Raw genomic sequence first — 22,328 nt, forward strand, 5'->3', positions numbered from 1 at the left:
GTTGCCAACATGGCATTGGCGAGCCGCGCGATTTTGGCAACATCTTCAATGATCGCCATGGCGACAAAACCGACTGATGCTGCGTGGTCGCGCGATTGCGATTTGCGTTCATCGTGGCGCATCCGCGCATGCCGGATGTGTCCAGGCCGATGCGCCATGTCAGGCAAGTCGTGGTGGTCCTGGGTCGGGCGCGGTGTCCAGGCGCTTTCGCAGCTGTCCACTGCTTGGTCGAAGTTGCCGTTTGCGATGGGTCAGCCGAGGTCCGGCGTGATGTGCGGCATGGATGCCGAGGCACCCGCCGCCTCGGTCGAGCGGGCCGCGTAGTGGTTGGCGAAGCGCACATGGGTGGCGAAAGCGACGTGAGGCACCAACGCCAGCGAGGCGGCGAGAGCCCCGTTGAATGCGTCGCCGGCACCGGTGGTATCGACGGTGTGCGCGGCTTCGGCACCGATGCGGTAATAGGCCTGGGTGTCGCCGCGCAGGTGTTCCTCGGGGTGCGAGATGAAGGTGCCGACTGCGCCCAAGGTCACCACCACGGTGCCGTCCGGCAGCAGTTTGCGGCACAGTGCGTGCAAGCTGCCGCCGTCGGTGGCGGCGATGGCGTCGGCGTCCACGCGTTCGCCGACGTGACGCGCAAGCAGGGCGGCGAACTCGGTTTCGTTGGGGGTGAGAACGTCGGCCAGATTGAGCAAGGCGATACTGGTCTGCGCATTTGCGGGTGCGGCGTTGAGCACCGTGGTCAGACCGGCCTCGCGTGCCAGGGCCAGGGTGCCTGCGATGGTTTCGATGGGCGATTCCAGTTGCGCCAGCAGCACGCGCGCCGATCCCAGCAGCGCGCGCTGTGCGTGCACGAATTCCAGTCGCAACGCGGCGTTGGCGCCAGGGCCGACAACGATGGTGTTGTGGCCGTGCCCATCGACGTAGATGCCGCCGGTGCCGGTCGGCTCGCTGCTGACTTCGGCGATCAGGGCGATATCGTCTTGTGCGGCCAGTGCGCGGGCCATCGCACCGCCGGCGTCATCGCCCAGTGCGCAGACAAAACGGGTGTGCGCGCCGGCACGGGCCGCGGCGACTGCCTGATTGAAACCTTTGCCGCCGGGGCCGGTGCTGTAGCGGCCGGTGATGGTCGCGCCTGGCGCCGGCAGGCTGTCGCAGCGCCACACATGGTCAACATTGAATGAACCGACGACGATGACCGAACGCATAGACATGGCTGTTTCTCGATTGGAACTGGAATAAAGAACGGGGTGTGTGGTGCGTGGATCCGGCTCAAGCAAAGTGCGACAGCACGCCGGCGATGGTGGCGGTCATGAAGGTGGCAACCGAGCCGCCGAGTACCGCGCGCAGGCCGAAGCGTGCCAGATCGTGGCGGCGTTCGGGGGCCAGGCCGCCAATGCCACCGATCTGGATCGCAATGGAGCTGAAGTTGGCGAACCCGCACAGCGCGTAGGTCGCGATCAGCCGGCCTTCTTCGCTCAGATGTGTGCCGGGGATTTGGCCTGTCACGATCTTGGACAATTGCGTGTAGGCCACGAATTCGTTGATGACCACCTTCTGCCCGATCAGCGAACCGACCGTGGTCGCATCCGTCCACGGCGTGCCGATCACCCAGGCGATGGGTGCCAGCACGTAGCCGAAGAGGGTCGCCAGGTCGGTGGGGTGGCCGATTGTCCTGGCCAGTCCGGTGATGTCGCCGAACCAGGTCAGCGGCGCATTGACCAGTGCGATCAATGCGATGAAGGCCAGCAGCATCGCACCGATGTTCAGCGCCAAGCGCAAGCCGTCGCCGGCACCGACGGCGGCGGCGTCGATCACGTTGCTGGTGGTTTTCTCCACCTCTATCTTGACCGTGCCGTGGGTCAGCGGTGTCGCCGTTTCCGGGATCAGCACTTTGGCGACGACCAGCGTGGCCGGCGCGGCCATGATGCTCGCCGCCAGCAGGTGCTTGGCGTAGAACGCCTGTTCGAGCGGGTCGCCGCCGCCGAGCATGCCCACGTAGGCGGCCAATACACCACCGGCGATGTGCGCCATGCCGCCGATCATCATCGTCAGCAGTTCCGATTCGGTCATCTTCCCGATGTACGGGCGTACTGTCAGTGGTGCCTCGGTCTGGCCGATGAAGACGCTGGCGCAGACGCTGGTGGTTTCCGCGCCGGACACGCGCATCACTTTGGTGATCGCCCAGGCCATCAGCCTGACCACCGTTTGCATCACGTCGAGGTGGTACAGCACGCCCATCAACGCGGAGAAAAAGATGATGGGCGGCAGCACTTGGAAAGCGAAGATGAAGCCGTAGGTTTTGCTATCCATCAGTGTGCCGAAGATGAAGCTGGAGCCATCGTTGACGAAGCTCAGCACCTTCACGAATCCCCGACCCAACCAGTCGAACACGTCGCGCCCGCCGGGCACCAGCAGCACCAATGCCGCGAAGCCGATCTGCAGGAGCAAGCCGGTCGTCACCAGCTTCCAGTCCACCGCGCGGCGGTTGTTGGAGAATAGCCAGGTGATTGCGATCAGCACCGCCAGTCCGAACAGGCCGAAGCCGATCCTTCCCAAACCTTCGACCATTTGCCTCTCCTGGCCCGCGCAAAGGAGGGAAGCCTAGTGCAGGGTGGCACATGCGGCAAGGCGCGTTGTTTTCCGCGCAGGCTTTTTTGCAACGCACTCCAACTGGCTTCGCACTCACTTCGATGTCGATCGCTCTAGACTGTGCAACCGTCCACCGGCCGTGTAATGGGCCGATATCGTAGGAGGAATTGCCATGCTCTACCGTCGCCTTGGTACCACTGGGTTGCAATTGTCGGCGTTGTCGTTCGGTGCCTGGATCAACTTTGGCGCAGAGGCAGGTCGCGACGAAGCGCGTAATCTGATCGCCGCCGCCTGGGATCACGGGATCAATTTTTTCGATAACGCCGAGATCTACGCGCACGGTCGCGCCGAACAGGTGATGGGCGATGTGATCGCCGACCTACGCCTGCCGCGCGATGGCTACTGTGTGTCCAGCAAGGTCTATTTCGGCGCAGTCGAGGCGCCGCGTCCGACGCAACGCGGCTTGTCGCGCAAGCACATCACCGATGCCTGCCATGCAGCACTTAAGCGTCTGCGGGTGGAGTATCTGGATTTGTACTACTGTCACCGCCCCGATCCGGACACCCCGGTCGAGGAAACCGTACGCGCGATGGACGCGTTGATCCGGCAGGGCAAGATCTTGTATTGGGGCACGTCCGAATGGCCGGCCGAGCGTATTCGCGAAGCGGCGCAGGTGGCGCGTGCGCTCGGCCTGCACGGGCCGTCGATGGAGCAGCCGCAGTACAACCTGTTGCATCGTCAGCGTGTGGAACAGGAATACGCCCCGCTCTATGCAGAGCGTCAGCGTGTGGAACAGGAATACGCCCCGCTCTATGCAGAGCTTGGTTTGGGCACCACGATCTGGTCGCCGTTGGCCTCGGGGTTGCTGACAGGCAAGTACAACGACGGGATCGATCCGGCCTCGCGGTTGGGACAGGAGCGCAACGCCTGGTTACAGGAGGAAGTGATCGGGCCGCCAGCGCAGCGCCGGGTCGCGCGCGCGCGCGCCTTCACCGCGCTGGCCGCGGCCGAGGGCGTGGCCCCGGCGGTGTTGGCGATTGCCTGGTGCTTGCGTCACCCGCAGGTGTCCACGGTGATCCTCGGCGCTAGCCGGGTCGCGCAATTGCTGGAAAATCTCAGCGCGCTGGAGTGGGCCGGACGCGAGGATAAGGCGCTGTGGGACAGGGTCGAAGCTGCCGTGGAGTGAGCATGGGCATGGGGCCGCCTTGCGCCTGTCCACGGGTCAACGGCGGCACCTCGATTTGTCTTGACTTTCAAAGTTAAAGATTCGATCTTGAATTTGAATCATTTTGATGAGAATCATTCTTGATAAATAACTGAGAATCATTATTATTGAGTGCGCCCTGTGGAAGGAGTTCGACCATGACCGCTCAAACCGTTTTGCTACGTCGTCCCGAGATCCTGAGCCTGCCTGAACGTGTGTTGTCGCGCGCGCTGCCGGTCGACGCACCTGTCACGAGTCAGTCGTTGCTCAACGGCCGTCGTGAGGTCTTGATCCAGCATGGTGACCGGCTCTATCGTCTGCGTCATACAAGTAACGACAAACTCATTCTCACCAAGTGATGTCTGTCCGGCTGCGCTACGCGACATCAGTTCCGGCATCGACCTGTTGCAGACCGAACTTGGAATTCAGCACCCACACTATCGGTGCCGGTCGCGTTCACGGCTCGCGCAGTGCCAACGCCGGCGGCGTGCGCAGGATGCGCCGCGTCCCCGACCAGCCGGCCAGTACGCTCAATCCGACGCCGCCAACGCCACCGAGCAATAGCGCTGGCCATGGAGGTGTCAGGGTCAGGTCGAAGGCTTGCTTGGCGACCACCACGCCGATGAGTGCCGCCGCACTGGCCGCGAGCAGCGCGGCGAGCAGGCCGAGTGCTCCGAATTCCACCAGGACCGCGCCACGCAGTTGCCCACGGCGTGCGCCCAGCGTGCGCAATACCGCGCTGTCGTAGCGGCGCTCGCCAGCGGTCGCCTGCAATGCCGCCAGTAGCACCAAGGCACCGGCCACCAGGCTGAAACCCATGACCAGTTGCACCGCCTGCGCCACGCGGTCGATGACCTCCCGCACGCGTTGCAAAATTGCATCGATGTCCAGCAGCGACACGTTCGGATACGTGCGGCTGAGGACGCTCAGTTTAACGGTGGAGGTGTGTGGCAAATGAAACGCGCTGATCAGGTTGTACGGCGCATCCTGCACCGCACCGGCGTTGAGCAGCAGGAAGAAGTTGGCTCGGAACGAATCCCAGTCGGCCTTGCGCACGCTGGTCACGGTGAAGCTACGCTGCTGCTCGCCGAGCAACAGGGTGATGCGATCGCCGAGTCGCAGGTTGTAGCGCCGCGCCCAGGCCTCTTCCACCGATGCCTCGGCCGCCGTGCTGCTCGCGCTCCAGAAACGACCGGACAATAAACGATTGGCGGGTGGAAAGCGGTGCCGCCAGGAGAAGTTGATCGGACGGTCGGCTGCGTCGCCATCGTCGTCTGGTCCTTGCGTGTGACGTTGGGGCGGCCTGCCGTTGATTGCCACCAGTTTGCCGGTGCTCAGTGGCTCGGCCGTCGGATCGGCGACGCCGAGTCCGCGCAAGGTGGCGAGCACCGGGCCGACTTGTCCGGGCTGGATGTTCATCAGGAAATAATTCGGTGTGTCCGCCGGCAAGCGCTCACGCCATTGCACGAGCAGGCCAGGTCCGATCACCGCCAGCAACAGCAAGGCGCACAACGACAACGACAGGCCCACCAATTGCACCACGCTCAGCGCACGGCGCCGGGTCAGCGCCGCCAGACCCAGTTTCCAGGGGCCGCGCAGACGCCACTGCAATCGCCGCAGCAACATCAGCAGCACGCTGCCGATCAAGGCAGCGAACATCGCCAACAGGCTCAGTCCGCCCAGGACCCACGCCGCCAGCACGCCGTCGCCAGTGGCGTAGACCGCCAGCACCACGGTGGCGATCAGCGCGGCGGTATAGACCAGCAGTGAGGTCGGCGGGAGGGCGGCGAAGCTACGGTTGAGCACGCGCATCGGCGGCACGCCGCGTAGGCGCAATAGTGGCGGCAGGCCGAAGCCGAGCAACAACAGCAGGCCGATGCCGGCGCCGCTCAATGCCGGTGCAGCCTGCGGCAGCGGTAGTCGGTCGGGAATCAGGCTGCCCAGTGCGGCGACCAAACCGAATTGTGTCAGCATGCCAAGCGCAATGCCGAGCGCGCAGGCCGGAATCGCCAGCAGCAGCAATTGCAGCGCCAATGCACCGAGGATATCGCGCTGGCGCGCGCCCAGGCAGCGCAGTATCGCCACGCTGTCGATGCGCTGCATGGCGAAACGGTTGGCCGCCAGCGCCGTGGCGACGCCGGCCAGGAGGACTGCCAGCAAGGCTGTCAGCGCGAGGAAGCGTCCGGCACGGTCGAAGGTGCCGCGGATGCCGCGCTGGCTGTCTTCGATCCCGATCAAACGCAATGCCTTGGCACGCGGTGTCAGCCATGCACGCAGGGCGGCGATCTTCTGCGCAGCGCCGATAAACATCAACCGATAAGAAGCGCGGCTGCCGGGGCCGAGCAGGCCGGCGGCGTCGATGTCGGCACGGTTCACCAGCAGTGGTGGCGAGAGTTGCATCAACTCGCCGGAGGTGTCCGGTTCGGCGCGCAGGACCCGGGTGACGCGCACGCTGTCCGCACCCAATTCCAGCGTCTCTCCGAGCCGCAGGCCCAGTGCATCGAGCAGGCGCGGATCGGCATAGGCCTGGCCGCGCGGAGGCGGTCCGGCGGTTTCGCTATCGGCACTGGCGCGATCGCGCGCCACCCGCAGTTCACCGCGTAATGGATAACCGTCGCTCACCGCCTTGATGGTGGCCATCTGGCTGGCGTCGCCATGGAATAGCACGCTCGGGAAGCTGACCACCCGCGTGCTGCGCAGGCCGCGGCGCTGGGCTTCTTGGGCGAAAGCGGCGGGAATCTCCTGGCGTCCGCTGACCCCGAGATCGCCGCCGATCACCTCCGCCGCGCTGGCGGTCAGCGCCAGGGTGACGCGGTCGACCAGCGTGCCGACCGCAGTCATCACCGCCACGCCCAGCACCAGGGCGGCGAACACGGTCAGCAGGTCGCCGGCGAACACTTCGCGGCGCAGGGCGCGTGCGGCATGGCGCAGCAGGTTCATGTGCCGGACGCCGTGTCTGCGCCGCGCAGGCGGCCGCCGTCGAGCCGGTAGCGGTGCGCACAGCGTTGCGCCAGGCGCAGGTCGTGGGTGACTAGCACCAGGGTGGTGTCGCTGCTGGCATTGAGTGCGAACAGCAGGTCGCTGATCTGCTGCCCGGTGGCTTGGTCCAGGCTGCCGGTGGGTTCGTCGGCGAACAAAATCCGTGGCCGTGCCACGAACGCGCGCGCCAGCGCCACACGCTGCTGCTCGCCGCCGGACAACTGCCGTGGATAGTGTTTGGCGCGTGCGCTCAGGCCCACCGCCTCCAGCACCTCGCGGACCCGCGCCGGCTCCTCGCGTCCGGCCAGTTCCAGCGGCAGCGCGACATTTTCCGCCGCCGTCAGCGACGGTAGCAGGTGGAAACTCTGAAACACGAAACCAACCATGCGTGCGCGCAGCGCTGCCCGCGCTTCCTCGTCCAGCGCGTTGAGCGAGTGCCCGGCCAGCAGGATTTCGCCACGGGTCGGCAGGTCCAGGCCGGCGAGCAGGCCGAGCAAGGTTGTCTTGCCGGAGCCGGACGCACCGACGATAGCGACACTGTCGCCTTCACCGATGGTCAATCCGACCTTGTCGAGAATGTGGACCGTCCCCTCCGGTCCGCTGACGGATTTGCCGATATCGCGCACGTCGATGGCGATGCCGGTGCGGGGAGTGCGAGGCTGACTGTCGATGAGGGAATCTCCGGATGATGCGTGGCGATGCGACGAAAAGTAGATTGGCCTGGATGCGTTGCGCCTGGCTATTGCTGGCATGGTGTGTGCTGCTACCCATCGTCGCCTGTGCCAAAGATGCCACGGGGCCGGTGCTGGTGCTCGGCGATAGCCTCAGTGCCGCGCACAATATTCCGGTCGAGTCCGGTTGGGTGGCGCTGCTGGACAAGCGCTTGCACCAGCAACGACGCACACCGCCGGCGGTGGTCAATGCCAGTATCAGTGGTGAGACCTCCGCGGGGGCGTTGACCAGATTGCCGTCCTTGCTGCAGAAGCATAAGCCCTCGGTGGTGGTCATCGAACTCGGTGGCAACGACGCGCTGCGCGGCCTCGCGCCCGCAGAATTACGCGCCAACTTGGAGCAGATGATCGTGTTGAGCCGTCGGGCCGGCGCGAAGGTCTTGTTGTTGGGCATCGATATGCCGCCGAACTATGGACCGGCGTATCGCCAGCGGCTGCGCGCCGTCTACGCCGATCTGGCCGCACAGTACCGTACCGGGCTGTTGCCGTTCCTGCTGGAGGGCGTGGCGCTGCATCCGGCGTTGATGCAGGACGATGGCCTGCACCCCACCGCCGCCGCCCAGTCGAAGCTGCTGGACAATATATGGCCTCAACTCAAGCCATTGATTGAGAAGTAGATTTTTTTAATTCCGAATGAATTGCAACGATCTTCACGCTGTCACTACTCCGCATCGATCATGTTTCACAAAGCTGAAGAATGGGGGATAGGGTCATGCGTCAGAACAAGGAAACATCCGGGCTGGTGCTGGTCGTTGAGGATAACCGCAATATTTCCGAGATGATCGGTGAGTATTTGGAAGGGCGTGGATTCGAAGTGGATTACGCCTGCGATGGGTTGGACGGCTACCGCCTTGCGGCGGAGAACAGCTACGACGTGGTCGTGCTGGATCTGATGCTGCCGCGTCTGGACGGCATCGAGGTCTGCCGCCGTTTGCGCAACGATGCGCGCAAGTCCACCCCGGTGCTGATGCTGACCGCGCGCGATACGCTCGACGATAAGCTGACCGGTCTTGGCTTCGGTGCAGACGATTACCTGACCAAGCCATTCGCCATCCAGGAACTGGAAGCGCGTTTGCGCGCGTTGATTCGTCGCGAGCGTCGTCAGGTTGGTGCGGAAGTGTTGAAAGTGGCCGATCTGGTGCTGGATCCGGTGAGCATGCGCGCCACCCGCGCTGGTAGCGAATTGCAGTTGTCGCCGATCGGCCTGCGCCTGCTGACGATTTTGATGCGCGAATCGCCGCGTGTCGTCACCCGCCAGGAGATCGAGCGCGAGATCTGGGGCAATGGTCTGCCCGATTCGGACACGCTGCGCAGCCATCTGTACAACCTGCGCAAGATCATCGACAAGCCGTTCGACCGTCCGCTGCTGCACACCGTGCAGAGTGCGGGCTACCGCATCGCCGACATCGCCCAGCCGATGAGTTGAGGCTGGTGCCGATCGTGGCGTGCAAGCGCCCCCAGTGAATGGGGACGCTTGCACGAAGGACTCACGATCACTGTTTTTATAATCGCGGCAACGATCATGGACGCTGCAATGCCGCACAATTTGTCGCGTAAATTCCGTTTGCCTCTGATCGCCCGCGTCCTGTTCGTGGGCTGTTTCCTTGTGCTCGCCGGTTATCTGCTGGTGGCGATTGTGCAGCATTCGTTAGTCGGCTCGATCCTGCACGAGGAAGCACGTCACTACTGGCAATTGCGCGCGCAACAGCCGCAACAGCCACCGCCGAACAGCTACAGCCTGCGTGGTTATCTGGTGCCGAGCGGGCAGTCGGATCTTGGTGTGCCGGCCAGCTTGCGTACCTTGGCGCCTGGCATGCACGCCGATCATCTTGGCGGTGAAATTGTGTTGGTCGACCAGACCCCGGCCGGACGCCTGTATCTGGTGTTCATGCCTGCGCAGGTGCAACGGCTCATGTTCTGGTTCGGCGTCGTGCCGGTGGTGTTGATTCTGATCGCGATGTTGCTGGTCGCTTGGTTGACACGGCGTGCTTCCCAGCGTCTGCTGTCGCCGGTGATCTGGCTGGCGCGTCATGTCTCGCATTGGGATCCGCGCTGCCCGGTCGCCGCCGAGTTGGCGCCGGAAAATCTGCCGGCCGAGGTACAGGGCGAGTCGCGGCAATTGGCCCTGGCGCTGCATGCGCTGGCGCAACGTGTCACGGAGCATGTCGTGCGCGAGCACAACTTCACCCGCGATGCGAGCCACGAATTACGCACGCCGCTGACGGTGATCCGCGTCGCCACCGACATCGCGATGACCGATCCCGACCTGCCGCCACGCTTGAACCGCAGCTTGCAACGCATCCAGCGTGCTGGGCGCGACATGGAAGCGGTGATCGATTCATTTTTGATCCTGGCGCGCGAAGCGGATGTCGTGCCGCAGAGCGAGACCTTCGAGGTTGCCGACGTGCTCGAGTACGAGCTGGAGAATGCGCGCGAGTTGCTGGCCGGCAAGCCTGTCGCACTGAGCGTGCGTGTGCTTGCTCCTGTACGCTTGCATGCCCCGCCAAGGGTGTTGCACGTGGTTATGAGCAACCTGTTGCGCAACGCTTGCAGTTATACCGATGCGGGTCGTGTCGAGGTCGAGGTCGCAGTCGACCGGATCAGCATCCGCGATACCGGCATCGGCATGTCCGACGACGCCTTGCAGCGTGCCTTCGAGCCGTTCTTTCGTGCCGAGTCGGATCGCCCACAGGGAACTGGGCTTGGCTTGTCGATTGTGCATCGGTTGTGCAATCGCTTTGGCTGGCGGATCGGGCTGGAAAGTGCCGAGGGCGGTGGCATTACCGCCACGGTGTGTTTCGATCCGGCCAAGTGAGCGCAGCGTCCGACTGCCGCTACGGTTGCAGCGCGGATGGCACGCGATCAACCGTCGCGTATTCGCCAACGCAAGATCGTGCTGCGGTAGGCCTGGGAAATCCACCATCCGCTCGGCGCAGGCACGCGGCTTGTGGCAAAATCCGCGCATACCCGGCTTCGCACTTGCTCATGACCGTTCTTCCTCGGCCTTCGTTGTCGCATCTGTATCGCGCAGGGTTGGGCTGAGCCATGGCCGACCAATTCGGTCACCTGCCGCGTGGACCACGGCGCATGCTGATGGCCGCGCGCTGGTCGTTGCAGGGCTTGCGTGCGGCTTGGCTGCACGAGTCCTCGTTTCGTCTGGAAGTGTGTTTGTGCGTGCTGCTGGTGCCACTGGCGCTGTGGTTGGGGCAGGGGCCGGTGCAGCAGATCTTGATGATCGGCTCGCTGCTGCTGGTGCTGGCGTTGGAGTTGCTCAATTCCGCGATCGAGGCGGTGATCGAGCGCTACGGCCCGGAACATCACGAACTGGCCGGTCGGGCCAAGGACATGGGGTCGGCGGCGGTATTTTTGATGTTGGGCAATGCGTTGCTGTGCTGGGGGTTGATCCTGTTGCCGCGCATGCTGTGACTCTTCTCGGTCTTTTACATCGTCAAAGAAGGATGTGCCCGCATGGCCCTTGAATTCCTCGCCGACCCCAACACCTGGGTGACGCTATTGACGTTGAGCGCGTTGGAAATCGTGCTGGGCATCGACAACCTGGTGTTCATCTCCATTGCGGTGGGCAAGTTGCCGCAGGCGCAGCGTCCTGGCGCGCGCAGGTTCGGCATCGCCTTGGCGTGCCTGACCCGTATCGCGTTGCTGGTGTCGTTGGCGTTCCTGGCGCGGATGCAGGGCGAGTTGTTCAGCGTTGCCGGCATGGGCATTTCGATCCGCGATCTGGTCTTGATCGTTGGTGGCCTGTTCCTGCTGGTGAAAGGAACGATGGAGATCCGCGAGCTGATTGCCGGTGGCGAGGAGGAGGCTGATCCCGGCACCGGCAAGGCTTCGACCGTGTTCTGGATGGTGATCGCGCAGATTGCGGTGATCGACATCGTGTTCTCGCTGGATTCGGTGATTACCGCCGTGGGCATGGCGCAGCACATTCCGGTGATGATCGCTGCGGTGTTGTTGGCGGTAGCGGTGATGCTGCTGGCGGCCAATCCGCTGGGCCGTTTCATCGATGCCAACCCGACGGTGAAGATGCTGGCGTTGGCGTTCATCCTGATGATCGGCGCGGTGCTGATCCTGGACGGCCTGGATGTGCACGTACCCAAGCCCTATATCTACGCAGCGATGGGATTCTCCGTGCTGGTGGAATGGTTGAATCTGCTGATGCGTCGGCGCGCCGCCGCGCACGCGGTGCGGGGCGCCGACAAGCGCCGAGTTGGGTAAACCCCAGCGCATCGCAGTGATGCGAGATGCCTGCGTCGCGGTTGGTGAGGGCTGCGCTGTGGCCTGCCCGTAGATGAAGCGGTCTGTGTCGATGGCAATGGCAATGGCGATGCGGTGTCGGGCGGTGTCGGTGGCAGAATAGGCAATCTTTGCTTGCCGGCTTACCTCTGCGTATGACCTATCTCCATCAAATCGATCCCATCGCCTTCTCGCTCGGCCCGGTGAAGGTGCACTGGTACGGTTTGATGTACCTGGCCGGTTTCGTGTCGGCCTGGTGGCTGGGACGCAGCCGAATCCGGGCCGGGCGGCTGCCGGGCGTGGATGCGGATGGGTTCTCCGACCTGCTGTTCTACGCGATGCTCGGGGTGGTGCTGGGCGGGCGCATCGGCTACATGCTGTTCTACGCGTTGCACGACGTCCTTGCCGATCCGTTGCTGGTGTTCAAGGTATGGGATGGCGGCATGAGCTTCCACGGCGGCCTGATCGGCGTACTGGTGGCTTCGGCGTGGTGGACGCGCAAGGCGCGCCTGCACTTCTTCGACACCATGGATTTCATTGCCCCACTGGTTCCGCTGGGGCTGGGGTTCGGTCGCATCGGTAACTTCGTCGGCGGCGAGTTGTGGGGCAAGTTCACCGACGCGGGTTGGGGGGTGATTTTCCCGCGCGCGCCAGAACTGCAGGATTGGCCGATGGCGCAGATTCAGGCGCAATACGCCACCGGCGCGTTGGATAAGTTCGCGCGGCATCCCTCGCAGCTGTATGAAGCGACGCTGGAAGGTCTGGTGATGTTCGCGGTGTTGTGGGCATTTTCGATGCAGCCACGTGCGCGCTACGCCGTGTCCGGGCTGTTCGCACTTTTATACGGCGTCTTCCGTTTCGCGGTGGAGTTCGTGCGTGTGCCGGATGCGCCGATCGGTTATCTGGCATTTCACTGGCTGACGATGGGGCAGATCTTGAGTACGCCGCTGATTTTGCTGGGTCTGTTCTTGTTGTGGCGCTCGCGTAGCGCACCGGTACTGCAGCCAGTGCCGCCGATGGAGGTTGCCAAATGACCCCGTATCTGGAGTTGTTGCGTCATGTGCTCATGCACGGCGCGGAGAAATCCGACCGCACCGGAACCGGCACGCGCAGCGTGTTCGGTTGGCAGATGCGCTTCGATCTCAATGCGGGCTTTCCCCTGGTCACCACCAAGAAGCTGCATCTGCGTTCGATCGTGCATGAGTTGCTGTGGTTCCTGAAAGGTGAGACCAACATCGCCTACCTCAAGGACAACAAGGTCAGCATCTGGGACGAGTGGGCCGATGCGCAGGGCGAACTCGGCCCGGTGTACGGTAAGCAGTGGCGGCGCTGGGCCAGTGCTGATGGCCGCGAGATCGATCAGATGCAGTGGCTGGTGGAGGAGATCAAGCGCAACCCGGACTCGCGGCGGTTGGTGATCAGTGCCTGGAACGTGGCCGAGCTGCCGCAGATGGCGCTGATGCCGTGTCACAGCCTGTTCCAGTTCTACGTGGTCGACGGCAAACTCAGTTGCCAGCTGTACCAGCGCAGCGGCGATATTTTCCTCGGCGTGCCATTCAACATCGCCAGCTATGCGCTGCTCACGCACATGGTGGCGCAGGCCACCGGTCTGGGCGTGGGCGATTTTGTGCATACCTTGGGCGACGCGCACCTGTATTCCAACCACTTTGCGCAGGCGCGCGAGCAGTTGGCACGCACGCCGCGGCCGTTGCCGACGTTGCGTCTTAATCCGGCAGTCACCGATCTGTTTGCCTTCACTTACGACGACATCGCGATCGAAGGCTACGATCCGCATCCGGCGATCAAAGCGCCGGTGGCGGTATGAGGGGGCGGGACTCGGGACCTGGTGCCCTGGACTCGGCAAAAACACAAGCAACGGTGGCAGCTGGGGAAACGAACGCGCTCCGTGGCGTGGGCGATGGGTTGCGACTGACGCTGATTGCCGCACTGGATCGGGCAAATGCCATCGGTCGCGACAACGACTTGCCATGGCGGCTGCCGGATGATTTGAAACGCTTCAAAGCACTCACTCTGGGCAAGCCGGTGCTGATGGGGCGCAAAACCGCGCAGTCGCTGGGACGCGCGCTGCCGGGGCGATTGAATCTGGTCATGACCCGATCCGGACACGTGCCGTTCGCGGACATGCAAGCGGTGGCGTCGCTGCAGGCGGCGCTCGATACGGTCCGAAATGCCGGTGCCACGGAACTGGCGGTCATCGGTGGTGGCGATATTTTCGCCATGACGCTGCCGCTGGCCGGGCGGCTGTACCTGACCCATGTCGACACGCTGGTCGATGATGCCGATGCACATTTCCCTGTGTTCGATCCGGCGCAGTGGGAGGTGCTGGCACGGCAACCGCATCCGACCGATGCCCGCCACGCCTTGGCGTTCGAGTTCGTGGACTACCAGCGCCGACCGAGCGTGGCGTAGGCGCCTGGATGTGCGAAGCGATCAGTTCTGGCCTGGCGAGGATGCCGTAGGCGCGTTGCGTTTTTGAGGGTTATGCTGCCGTGAGCTGCCGGTGCGTGCTGCCGGTGGCGGTCCTTCGGCTGGGCGCCCCGGCACTTGCACGACCTGCAACTCCTCGCTGTCCAAGCGCAGTGCGGTGAGCTTGCCACCCCAGACCGCACCGGTGTCGATGGCATGCACGCCCTGGGTGATGGTCAGGCCCAGCGTGGACCAGTGGCCGCAGACGATCTTCAGGTCCCGCTCGACCCGTCCCGGCACTTCGAACCAGGGATACAGGCCCTGCGCCTGGGTGCCTGGCGCGCCCTTTTCCTCGATGGCGATGCGACCGCGCGGGGTGCAATAGCGGGCGCGGGTGAATAGGTTGATGATCGCGCGCGAACGGTCGTAGCCAGTCAGTCCTGGCGTCCATGCCGGGCGGTCGCCGTACATGTTGCGCAACAGCCTGCGGTAGCCGTTACCGTGTAGTTGTTGCTCGACCTCGCGTGCGTGTTTTTCGGCCATGGCCGTTGTCCACTTCGGTGCGAGTCCGGCATGGATCATCATCCAGCCTAGTTCACGGTCGGCGTGCAGCAGTTTCTGCATGCGCAGCCAGGTCAGCAGTTCGTCGCGGTCTTCGGCCAGCACGATGCGCTGCAAGTCCGGGTTGACCTTGCGCTGTTCGTCCGCACTGCGTTCGCCGATCGCCAGTAGCGAGAGGTCGTGGTTGCCAAGCACCACCACGCTTTGGTCGCGTAACGAGTGCACCAGGCGCAGCGTCTCCAACGACTGCCCGCCGCGGTTGACCAGGTCGCCGCAGAACCACAGCCGATCCACCGCCGGATCGAAGCGGATTTTTTCCAGCAGCCGCTGGGTGATGTCGTAACACCCCTGCAGGTCGCCGATCGCCCAGACGCTCATGTGGCCGCCATCAGTGCAGGGTCCGTGGCACGGATAGCACGAACGGCGCGATCGCGGCGATGAACTGGGTGCCGTCGTCGGCCTCCATGTCGTAATGCCCGCGCATCATGCCGTGTTCGGTTTCCAGCATGAGTCCGGAGGTGTAACGGAAATCCTCGCCGGGGCGCAGTCGCGGCTGTTCGCCGACGACCCCGTCCCCGTCCACGCGTTCGATCCGGCCATTGCCGTCGGTGATCTCCCAGTGTCGGGCGATCAGACGTGCGGCGACGCGGCCACGGTTGCGGATGCGGATCGTGTAGGCGAACGCATAGCGCCCTTCCTCCGGTGCCGATTGGTCGACGAGGAATCGGGGCAATACTTCGACCTCGATGCGATAGGGGGCGTCATCATTCATGCTCACAGTGTAAGCAAAGCGGACGCCAGAATGGACGACCCGTGCCGAGGAACGTATCGGGGAAGCAGAACGCAGCGCATCGGTGTGGCTGGCTCATGAGGGCGGCAGGTTGGCTAGTCGCACGAAATCGGCGACCGCCAGTTGCTCGGCGCGCGCGTCTGCGCGGACCCCGGCGGCCTCGAACTGCGGGCCATCGCAGACCCCGTTGAGCGCATTGCGCAGGGTCTTGCGGCGTTGCCCGAACGCGGCGCGCACCACGTCGGCGAAGCGGCGCGGATCGGCGATGCCGACCTCCTGGGCAGGTCGCGGGACCAGCCGCACCACTGCTGAATCCACTTTGGGAGGAGGGCGGAACGCACCCGGTGGCACGACGAACAAGGCGGTTACTTCGCAGTAGGCTTGCAGCATCACGCTGAGCCTGCCGTAGACCTTGCTGCCCGGTGCGGCGGCCATCCGGTCGACCACTTCTTTTTGCAGCATGAAGTGCATGTCGGCGATCGCCGCGGCATGGTCCAGGGCATGGAACAGGATCGGCGAGGAGATGTTGTAGGGCAGGTTGCCGACCAGACGGATGCGGCCATCGCCAGCCAGCGCGCCGAAGTCCACCGAGAGCACATCGCGGTGAAGGATGGTGAGTTCGCCGAGGTTGGCTGCGGTGGTGGTCAGTGGCGCGATCAGGTCGCGATCGAACTCGATCACGGTCAGCTGTCCATGCCGGCGCAGCAGCGGGAAGGTGATCGCGCCCTGTCCGGGGCCGATCTCGACCAGTCGGTCGCCTGGTTTGGGATTCACCGCGCGGACGATATTGTCGATGTAGTGGCGGTCGCTGAGGAAGTGTTGGCCGAGCGATTTCTTGGCCGGTGCGCCGAAGCCGGGAGAGGAGGTCATGGCGTGCATTTTATCGGCATGGGATGGGCGATGCGGCGTGCCGGCATCATCCGCATGCGCGTCCTGGGATTTGGGATTGCCTGGCTGAGCATGAGCGGTGTCCTTTGGTGATTCCGCGTTCTGCTGCCTTGCGCGCTGTCAGTTGCGACGCGCGTTGTCGAAGATTTTGCATGGGGGTGGACCACTCGAAGCCGACGTCGCTGCGACAACGCAGGCAAGGTTATCTGTCCTGGCGCGCAGCCAGCTGCGCGCACAAGGCGGCTGCGGCGAACAGACTGGATGGGTCGGCAAGGCCACGGCCAGCCAGTTCCAGCGCGGTGCCGTGGTCGACCGCTACGCGCGGGTAGGGCAGGCCCAAGGTCAGATTCACAGCCTGCTCGAAACCACTGTATTTCAGCACCGGCAGCCCTTGATCGTGGTACATCGCCAGCACGGCGTCGACTTCGGTCAGCTTCTGCGGCAGGAATGCGGTATCGGCGGGCAGCGGGCCGAGCAAGCGCATACCCTCGCCGCGCAGGGCGTCCAGCACCGGCTGCATGACCTCGATCTCCTCGTGTCCCAGATGACCGTCCTCGCCAGCGTGCGGGTTGAGTCCCAGTACGGCGATGGTGGGCATGGCGATGCCGAATGTGCGGCGCAGTGCGGCGTGGGTGATGCGCAGGCTGCGTTCCAAGAGTGCGGGGGTCAGGGCGTCGGCGACTGCGCGCAGCGGTAAATGCGTGGTGGCCAGGGCGACGCGCACGATCTCGTTTGCCAGCATCATCACGACCTCGCAGCCTGCGTGCTGGGCGAGCAGTTCGGTCGTGCCGGTATAGGCGATGCCCCCTGCGTTGATCGCGGCCTTGTGCACCGGGCCGGTGACCATGCCAGCCAGTTCGCCACGCAGGCAGGCGTCGGCGGCCTGGGTCAATGCGCCGATCACCGCAGCGGCATTGGCCGGCTCGGTACGACCGAACCGGTTGGGCGCGGCATTGGGGACGGCGCGCAGACGCAAGTCGCCGGGGGCGATGGCGGCACTGGATTCGGGTAGCAGCCGCAGTGGGAGTGACAGTGCGGCGGCGGCGGCGCGTAGTGTGTCCGGATCGGCGAAAGCCAGCAGTTGGCAGTCGTGGCGCGGCTGTTGTGCCAGCCGCACGCACAGCTCCGGGCCGATCCCGCCCGGCTCGCCTGGGACCAGCGCGAGCGAGGGGCGCATGGGTTCAGTGCTTGGTAGCAGTGGCCGCCGGCGCTGGCGTGGTCTCCGCGGCCGGCGTCGTCGTGTCGGTGTTGCCCAGGCGCAGGTCGACGTAGGCTTCGCCACGCATTTCCTGCAGGAAGCGGTTGTACTCTTCCTCTAGCTTGCGACGACCGATGGTCTCGCGGACCTGGGCGCGCTGCGTGTCACTGGTGACGTCGGTCTGGCGCGCGCCGACGCGTTGCAGGATGTGCCAGCCAGCCTCGGTACGGAACGGCTGGGAAATCTGTCCGTCCTGGAGGCTTTCGACCTGGTGGCCGAAATCCGCGCCGAACGCATCGATCGGGAACCAGCCCAGATCGCCGCCCTGACTACGGGTGTTGGCATCTTCCGAGGCTTCCTTGGCCACTTTCTGGAAATCGGCGCCACCGGCGATGCGCGCACGCAGGGTCTCGATCTTGGCCTTGGCGGCGGCATCGGTCTGGGCGTCGTTGATCCGCGCCAGGATGTGGCGGGCGTGGTACTCGGTGACGGTCTTCTTTTCCGGGTTGGCGGCGGCGTCACGTACTTCGACCAGCTTCAATAACTGAAAGCCGCTGGGGCCGCGCAGCGGGCCAGCGACCTGGCCGGGCTTCATATCGCGGATCAACTGCGCGAATGCGTTCGGGATCTCGTCCAGGCTACGCCAGCCGAGGTCGCCGCCTTCCAGCGCGTTGGGGCTGTCGGAGTAGCGCACGGCGGCGGCATTGAAGTCGATCTCGCCCTTGTCGATCAGGCTCTTGACGCCATCGATCTTGCCCTGCGCGGTCTTGATCTGCTCGGCGGTGGCGCCTTCCGGCAAACCAACCAGGATATGCGCGAGGTGATACTGGGTGCCGATGGTGGCCTGTTGGGTCAGGGCGGCATCCACTTCGCTTTCGCTGACATTGATCCGGCTTTGCGCGAAGCTCTGGCGCAGGCGTTGCACGGTGATTTCGTCGCGCACCGAGTTGCGGAAGTCGTCGTAGGACATGCCGTCTGCGGCGATTTTCTTGCGCAGGCCATCCACGTCGGTATTGTTCTGCTGGGCGATGCTGGCGATGGCGCGGTTCAGTTCGTCGTCGCTGACATGGATGCCGGTGCTGTTGGCGCGGGCCACTTGCAGTTTGACCAGAACCAGACGCTCGAGCACTTGGCGGCGCAGCACGTTATCAGGAGGCAGCTGCGTGTCGCGACCGGCATACTGTGCTTTGACGTTGCGCAAGGCGCGATCCAGCTCGCTCTGCAGCACGACATCCTCGTCGACCACCGCAGCGATGCGGTCCAGCGGTTGGGTTTGTTGTGCGGTGGCCTGGGTGGAGACGCCAGCGATGGCCAGCACGGCGACGAGGAAAGCAGAGAGGGTCTTGGTCATGGAATCTGGTTCGGATCGTAAGCGTCCGGATCGGCCGTGGTATTGCTGGGCGGGACCAAGTACAGGTCGTCGCGGTTGTAGCCGAGGATAGCACGGCGCAGAACGCGGTCCGTGTCCTGCCCCAGCGACGAGAACCCCTTCAGGACGAATTCGATCTGGAACGCGGTGTCCATTGCGCCGGTGCGATTGCGCACATAGCGCCGTGCAAGCGCGCGCACGGCCACGCAGCAACTGTCCCATTGCACGCCGAGGATGCTCTCCAGCGGCTTTTTGTCCATGAACGAATAGTAATGACGGCCGACCAGGCTCCAATTCGAATTGATCGGGTACAGGAACGAGGCATCGGCCTGCTCCAGCAGGTCGCGGCGGTAGCGGTAGGCGACGTTGACGATGCCGTCGCCCGGCAGCAGGTAACGCATGCGGACGCTGGCCAGATCCTTGCGGTGATACTTGGGATCCCACTGATAGGTGCTGCCCAGCGTCCAACGGTCGTTGATCATGTAGTTGGCGTCGGCGACCCAGGCCGACTTGCCCTGCGCGATCGCGGTGTCGCTGTTGGGCAGGCTCACCCGGGAGTCGTCGAAATACAGGATCTGCCCCAGGCTGACCGATAGCTTTTCCTTGCCGTCGTTCTGGCGCAGCAGGCGCGAACTCAATGCCATGGTCAACTGGTTGGCATCGTTCTGGCGGTCGGCGCCGGTGTAGCGCGAGTCGCGGAACAACTGTCCCCAACTGAAGGTGAACTCGCGGGTGTCGAAGATTGGCAGGTCGTTCTGGTCCCGATACGGCGTGTACAGATAAAACAGCCGTGGTTCCAGGGTTTGCAGATAGTTGGTGTTGCCGAATTTGGCATCGCGGTCGAAGTAGACCCCGGCATCGACGCTGGCGATCGGCAGGCTGCGCGAGGGGGTGGTGTCGCCGCCGAGCGTGTTCGCCAGGTCCCTTTCCAATTGGTAGGTGGTATAGCGCCATGCCAGGGTCGGCTTGAGGAACCAGGCGGCACCGGCCAGCGGCATGGAGAGGTAGGGTTTGATATCCAGGCGCTCCCCGCCGGGTCGCTCGCTGATTACCCCGGTGCGCTGGTACAGCGCGTCCTTGGCGTGGACGTCGTCGTGTACGAAGCGCACCGCCTCGCTGTACAGCCCGGCCTCGAAGTAGTCGCCGAGTGGTTTGTTCCAGTTGAAGAACGCGCGCGGCTGGCGGCTATAGGGCAGCGAATCTTCAGTGAGCGTGTAGTCGGCCAGTTGCCAGCGATCGGCCATCAGCCCGGCGGTCCAGGTCTCGCCGGTGCCGTAGACACCGACCGTACTCTGCAGGTTGCTGACGGTGTTGCCGAGCAGGCGGTTGGAGAAGTCTTCGGTATAGCGATCGTCGCTGACCCAGATCAGCGAGGCGCGCACCTGCCATTGCGCGTTGATGTTGTGGTAGCCCAGGTACTGGAAGCGACCACGGTCCTTGTCGCGCAGTTTGTCGTCGGGCAGGTAGCCCGCCAGTGCCTCGCCCTTGCCGCCATCGTAGAGATAACGGAATTCGCTGCCGAGCATCAGGCCGCGTCGGCTCATGAAGCGCGGATACAGCGTGGCGTCGTAGTTCGGTGCCAGATTCAAATAGTAGGGTTGGGTGTAATCGAACCCATTGCGGCCGGTGAAGCCGAACGTCGGAAACAAAAAGCCGCTGCTGCGACTGTCGTCGATCGGGAACTTGAACCAGGGCGAGTACATGATCGGCACGTTGTAGATTTTCAGGACCGCATTGCGCGCGGTGCCGAACCCTTCGTTGCTGTCGACGTCGATCTCCGGTGCGGAGAGTTCCCACACCCGTTGCGAGGGATCGCAGGTGGTGTAGGTGGAGTGGTGCATTTGCCCCAGTGCACCTTGCAGGTCTACCGAGTTGGCGGTGCCGTTGCCGCGGCGGGAGATCAACTGATAGCGGATGTTGGTGATCTTGTGGGTGTTGGTGTCCTGATTGCCTTCGGCGCGGTCGGCGATCAGGCGGATCGACGAATCCTGGTAGCGCACGTGACCCTGCGCGATGTAGTTGCCGGTCTCGGTGTCCATCCGCAGGCTGTCGGTGCCCATGAACTGGTCGCCGCGCTTGAGCGCGACGTTGCCGGTGTAGTTCGGGATGGTCGTGGTGCCCGAGAGTTGGTCGCCCTCGACATCGGTCGGCTGCTGTTCGCGGTTCTCGGCGAGCTTCGGATCCGGCTTGGGGGCGTCGTCGAACTTGGGCAGCACGTCAGGGGTTGGGCACAGCCCCCAGTTCGGCGGCTTTTCGGCCGCCACTGCCGGCAGACAGAGGGCGATACTGAACGGAAGGGGTAGCAGGCGGAGAGCTCGGCGCACGCGCGTCAGGTATCGGGCGAAAACGGTCGCTAGCTTGCCCCATCCTGTGCATGGGGGCAATGAAGACGGCCTGCGGGGCGTGAGGGGTGCATCGGGGCCGTAGGGGTTCAGCGCAATGCGTCGACGTGGGCGATGCTGCATTCGCGCAGCGCTTGCAGGTCGTAGCCGCCTTCCAGTAGCGACACCACGCGGCCCTGTGCATGCCGCTGTGCGAGCGTGCGCAATTGCGTGGTGAGCCAGGCGAAGTCTTCGCTGTCCAGCATCAGGTCGGCGAGCGGGTCGCGCAGATGCGCGTCGAAGCCAGCGGAGATCAGCAGCAGTTGCGGTTTGAAGGCGTCCAGCAGCGGCAGCATCCGGTCGGCCCAGATGTTACGGAAGCCCATGCCGTCGCTACCCGGCGCCAGCAAGGCATTGTGCAGGTTGCCGATGCCGCGCTCGTTGCTCCCACCCGAGTGCGGAAACAGACCGGACTGGTGGGTGCTGAGGTAATGCACGCGAGCGTCGCGCTCGAAGATCGCTTGAGTGCCATTGCCGTGATGCACATCGAAGTCGACGATGGCGATCCGCTCCAGGCCATGGGTGTCGAGGGCGTGGGCAGCGGCGATCGCAACGTTGTTGAACAGGCAAAAGCCCATTGCGGTGGTCGCGGTGGCGTGGTGGCCGGGCGGGCGTACCGCGCAGAAGGCCGTGTCGCTTTCCCCGCGCATGACCGCATCCACCGCCGCAGTTCCGGCCCCGGCGGCGCGTAGCGCGGCGGCGCGCGAGCCAGGCGAGAGCACGGTATCCATGTCGAGCGCGTGCGTGCCGTCGATGTCGGCCAGGATGCGATCGATCAGTGCCTGCTCGTGCACTCGTGCCAGATCACCGAGCTTGGCCAGCGGTGCTTGACGCCATTCCAGTGTGGGGAAAGCCTCGCGCAGGGCGGTGACCACCGTTGCCACGCGCTCTGGCCGTTCCGGATGTTCTGGCCCCGGCATGTGGCCGAGGCAGTCTGGATGTGTGTAGATCAACATGTGCGGG

Annotated in this window: 19 protein-coding genes and 2 pseudogenes; 10 read left to right on the top strand and 11 right to left on the bottom strand. The window is 64.2% G+C overall.

What is annotated here, in order from left to right; all coding sequences use genetic code 11:
- Nucleotides 1-251 precede the first annotated feature (251 nt).
- Together XANALMUS060_RS05230 and XANALMUS060_RS05235 are read right to left on the bottom strand one after the other, a co-directional pair.
- A complete protein-coding gene (locus XANALMUS060_RS05230) occupies nucleotides 252-1,205 on the bottom strand; it encodes a ribokinase (RefSeq protein WP_045737476.1) in 954 nt (317 codons plus the stop codon).
- 64 nt (nucleotides 1,206-1,269) lie between these two features.
- Nucleotides 1,270-2,568, bottom strand: a complete 1,299-nt coding sequence (locus tag XANALMUS060_RS05235) for a nucleoside transporter C-terminal domain-containing protein (protein WP_045737477.1) — start codon at nucleotides 2,566-2,568, stop codon at nucleotides 1,270-1,272.
- Nucleotides 2,569-2,761: 193 nt separating this feature from the next.
- On the opposite strand from XANALMUS060_RS05235, the gene XANALMUS060_RS05240 reads away from it, so the two are divergent.
- On the top strand, nucleotides 2,762-3,775 hold the full coding sequence (locus XANALMUS060_RS05240; protein WP_045737478.1) for an aldo/keto reductase: 1,014 nt from the start codon (nucleotides 2,762-2,764) through the stop codon (nucleotides 3,773-3,775).
- A gap of 176 nt (nucleotides 3,776-3,951) precedes the next feature.
- Entirely contained in the window at nucleotides 3,952-4,152 is a 201-nt protein-coding gene (locus tag XANALMUS060_RS05245) for a hemin uptake protein HemP (RefSeq protein ID WP_045728521.1), read from the top strand.
- Nucleotides 4,153-4,249: 97 nt separating this feature from the next.
- On the opposite strand, the gene XANALMUS060_RS05250 is transcribed toward XANALMUS060_RS05245, so the two are convergent.
- Nucleotides 4,250-6,733 (bottom strand): FtsX-like permease family protein, encoded by a 2,484-nt coding sequence (locus tag XANALMUS060_RS05250; RefSeq protein WP_045737479.1) that lies wholly within the window; start codon nucleotides 6,731-6,733, stop codon nucleotides 4,250-4,252.
- Entirely contained in the window at nucleotides 6,730-7,332 is a 603-nt protein-coding gene (locus tag XANALMUS060_RS05255; protein WP_045737588.1) for an ATP-binding cassette domain-containing protein, read from the bottom strand. The genes XANALMUS060_RS05250 and XANALMUS060_RS05255 overlap by 4 nt, the downstream gene beginning before the upstream one ends.
- A 164-nt stretch (nucleotides 7,333-7,496) precedes the next feature.
- Between XANALMUS060_RS05255 and XANALMUS060_RS05260 the strand changes: the two genes are divergently transcribed.
- From XANALMUS060_RS05260 to XANALMUS060_RS05295, 8 genes are all read left to right on the top strand, one after another.
- The gene (locus XANALMUS060_RS05260; RefSeq protein WP_045737589.1) at nucleotides 7,497-8,120 is read left to right on the top strand and encodes an arylesterase; all 624 of its coding nucleotides are present in this window, start codon (nucleotides 7,497-7,499) and stop codon (nucleotides 8,118-8,120) included.
- A gap of 95 nt (nucleotides 8,121-8,215) precedes the next feature.
- Nucleotides 8,216-8,929 (top strand): response regulator transcription factor, encoded by a 714-nt coding sequence (locus XANALMUS060_RS05265; RefSeq protein ID WP_012917243.1) that lies wholly within the window; start codon nucleotides 8,216-8,218, stop codon nucleotides 8,927-8,929.
- Between the two features lie 108 nt (nucleotides 8,930-9,037).
- Nucleotides 9,038-10,318: a HAMP domain-containing sensor histidine kinase gene (locus tag XANALMUS060_RS05270; RefSeq protein WP_045737480.1), complete on the top strand. Its 1,281-nt coding sequence runs from the start codon at nucleotides 9,038-9,040 to the stop codon at nucleotides 10,316-10,318.
- 230 nt (nucleotides 10,319-10,548) lie between these two features.
- Nucleotides 10,549-10,929 carry a diacylglycerol kinase gene (locus tag XANALMUS060_RS05275; RefSeq protein ID WP_045737481.1) on the top strand — a complete coding sequence of 127 codons (381 nt, stop codon included), beginning with the start codon at nucleotides 10,549-10,551 and terminating at the stop codon, nucleotides 10,927-10,929.
- Nucleotides 10,930-10,971: 42 nt separating this feature from the next.
- Nucleotides 10,972-11,733, top strand: coding sequence for a TerC family protein (locus XANALMUS060_RS05280; RefSeq protein ID WP_045737482.1), 762 nt, complete (start codon nucleotides 10,972-10,974; stop codon nucleotides 11,731-11,733).
- A gap of 173 nt (nucleotides 11,734-11,906) precedes the next feature.
- Complete coding sequence (lgt, locus tag XANALMUS060_RS05285) at nucleotides 11,907-12,785, top strand: prolipoprotein diacylglyceryl transferase (protein WP_045737483.1); 879 nt, start codon at nucleotides 11,907-11,909, stop codon at nucleotides 12,783-12,785.
- Nucleotides 12,782-13,576 (top strand): thymidylate synthase, encoded by a 795-nt coding sequence (locus XANALMUS060_RS05290; protein ID WP_045737484.1) that lies wholly within the window; start codon nucleotides 12,782-12,784, stop codon nucleotides 13,574-13,576. The genes lgt and XANALMUS060_RS05290 overlap by 4 nt, the downstream gene beginning before the upstream one ends.
- A gap of 98 nt (nucleotides 13,577-13,674) precedes the next feature.
- On the top strand, nucleotides 13,675-14,181 hold the full coding sequence (locus XANALMUS060_RS05295) for a dihydrofolate reductase (RefSeq protein ID WP_045737590.1): 507 nt from the start codon (nucleotides 13,675-13,677) through the stop codon (nucleotides 14,179-14,181).
- Between the two features lie 93 nt (nucleotides 14,182-14,274).
- Here the strand turns inward: XANALMUS060_RS05295 and XANALMUS060_RS05300 are convergent.
- From XANALMUS060_RS05300 to XANALMUS060_RS05330, 7 genes and pseudogenes are all read right to left on the bottom strand, one after another.
- Nucleotides 14,275-15,117, bottom strand: a pseudogene (locus tag XANALMUS060_RS05300) (symmetrical bis(5'-nucleosyl)-tetraphosphatase); the annotation flags it as partial.
- Nucleotides 15,118-15,127: 10 nt separating this feature from the next.
- On the bottom strand, nucleotides 15,128-15,511 hold the full coding sequence (apaG, locus tag XANALMUS060_RS05305; RefSeq protein WP_045728512.1) for a Co2+/Mg2+ efflux protein ApaG: 384 nt from the start codon (nucleotides 15,509-15,511) through the stop codon (nucleotides 15,128-15,130).
- A 93-nt stretch (nucleotides 15,512-15,604) separates the two neighbouring features.
- The gene (rsmA, locus tag XANALMUS060_RS05310) at nucleotides 15,605-16,399 is read right to left on the bottom strand and encodes a 16S rRNA (adenine(1518)-N(6)/adenine(1519)-N(6))-dimethyltransferase RsmA (protein ID WP_045737591.1); all 795 of its coding nucleotides are present in this window, start codon (nucleotides 16,397-16,399) and stop codon (nucleotides 15,605-15,607) included.
- Between the two features lie 220 nt (nucleotides 16,400-16,619).
- A complete protein-coding gene (pdxA, locus tag XANALMUS060_RS05315; RefSeq protein ID WP_045737486.1) occupies nucleotides 16,620-17,594 on the bottom strand; it encodes a 4-hydroxythreonine-4-phosphate dehydrogenase PdxA in 975 nt (324 codons plus the stop codon).
- A gap of 88 nt (nucleotides 17,595-17,682) precedes the next feature.
- Nucleotides 17,683-18,966: pseudogene (locus XANALMUS060_RS05320) on the bottom strand (peptidylprolyl isomerase); the annotation flags it as partial.
- The gene (lptD, locus tag XANALMUS060_RS05325; protein ID WP_082064931.1) at nucleotides 18,963-21,308 is read right to left on the bottom strand and encodes an LPS-assembly protein LptD; all 2,346 of its coding nucleotides are present in this window, start codon (nucleotides 21,306-21,308) and stop codon (nucleotides 18,963-18,965) included. The gene lptD and the pseudogene XANALMUS060_RS05320, both read right to left, overlap by 4 nt.
- A gap of 107 nt (nucleotides 21,309-21,415) precedes the next feature.
- A complete protein-coding gene (locus tag XANALMUS060_RS05330) occupies nucleotides 21,416-22,321 on the bottom strand; it encodes a histone deacetylase family protein (protein WP_045737592.1) in 906 nt (301 codons plus the stop codon).
- Nucleotides 22,322-22,328: the final 7 nt, after the last annotated feature.

The sequence above is a fragment of the Xanthomonas sp. MUS 060 genome (genome assembly GCF_000963215.1).
Lineage (GTDB): Bacteria > Pseudomonadota > Gammaproteobacteria > Xanthomonadales > Xanthomonadaceae > Xanthomonas_A.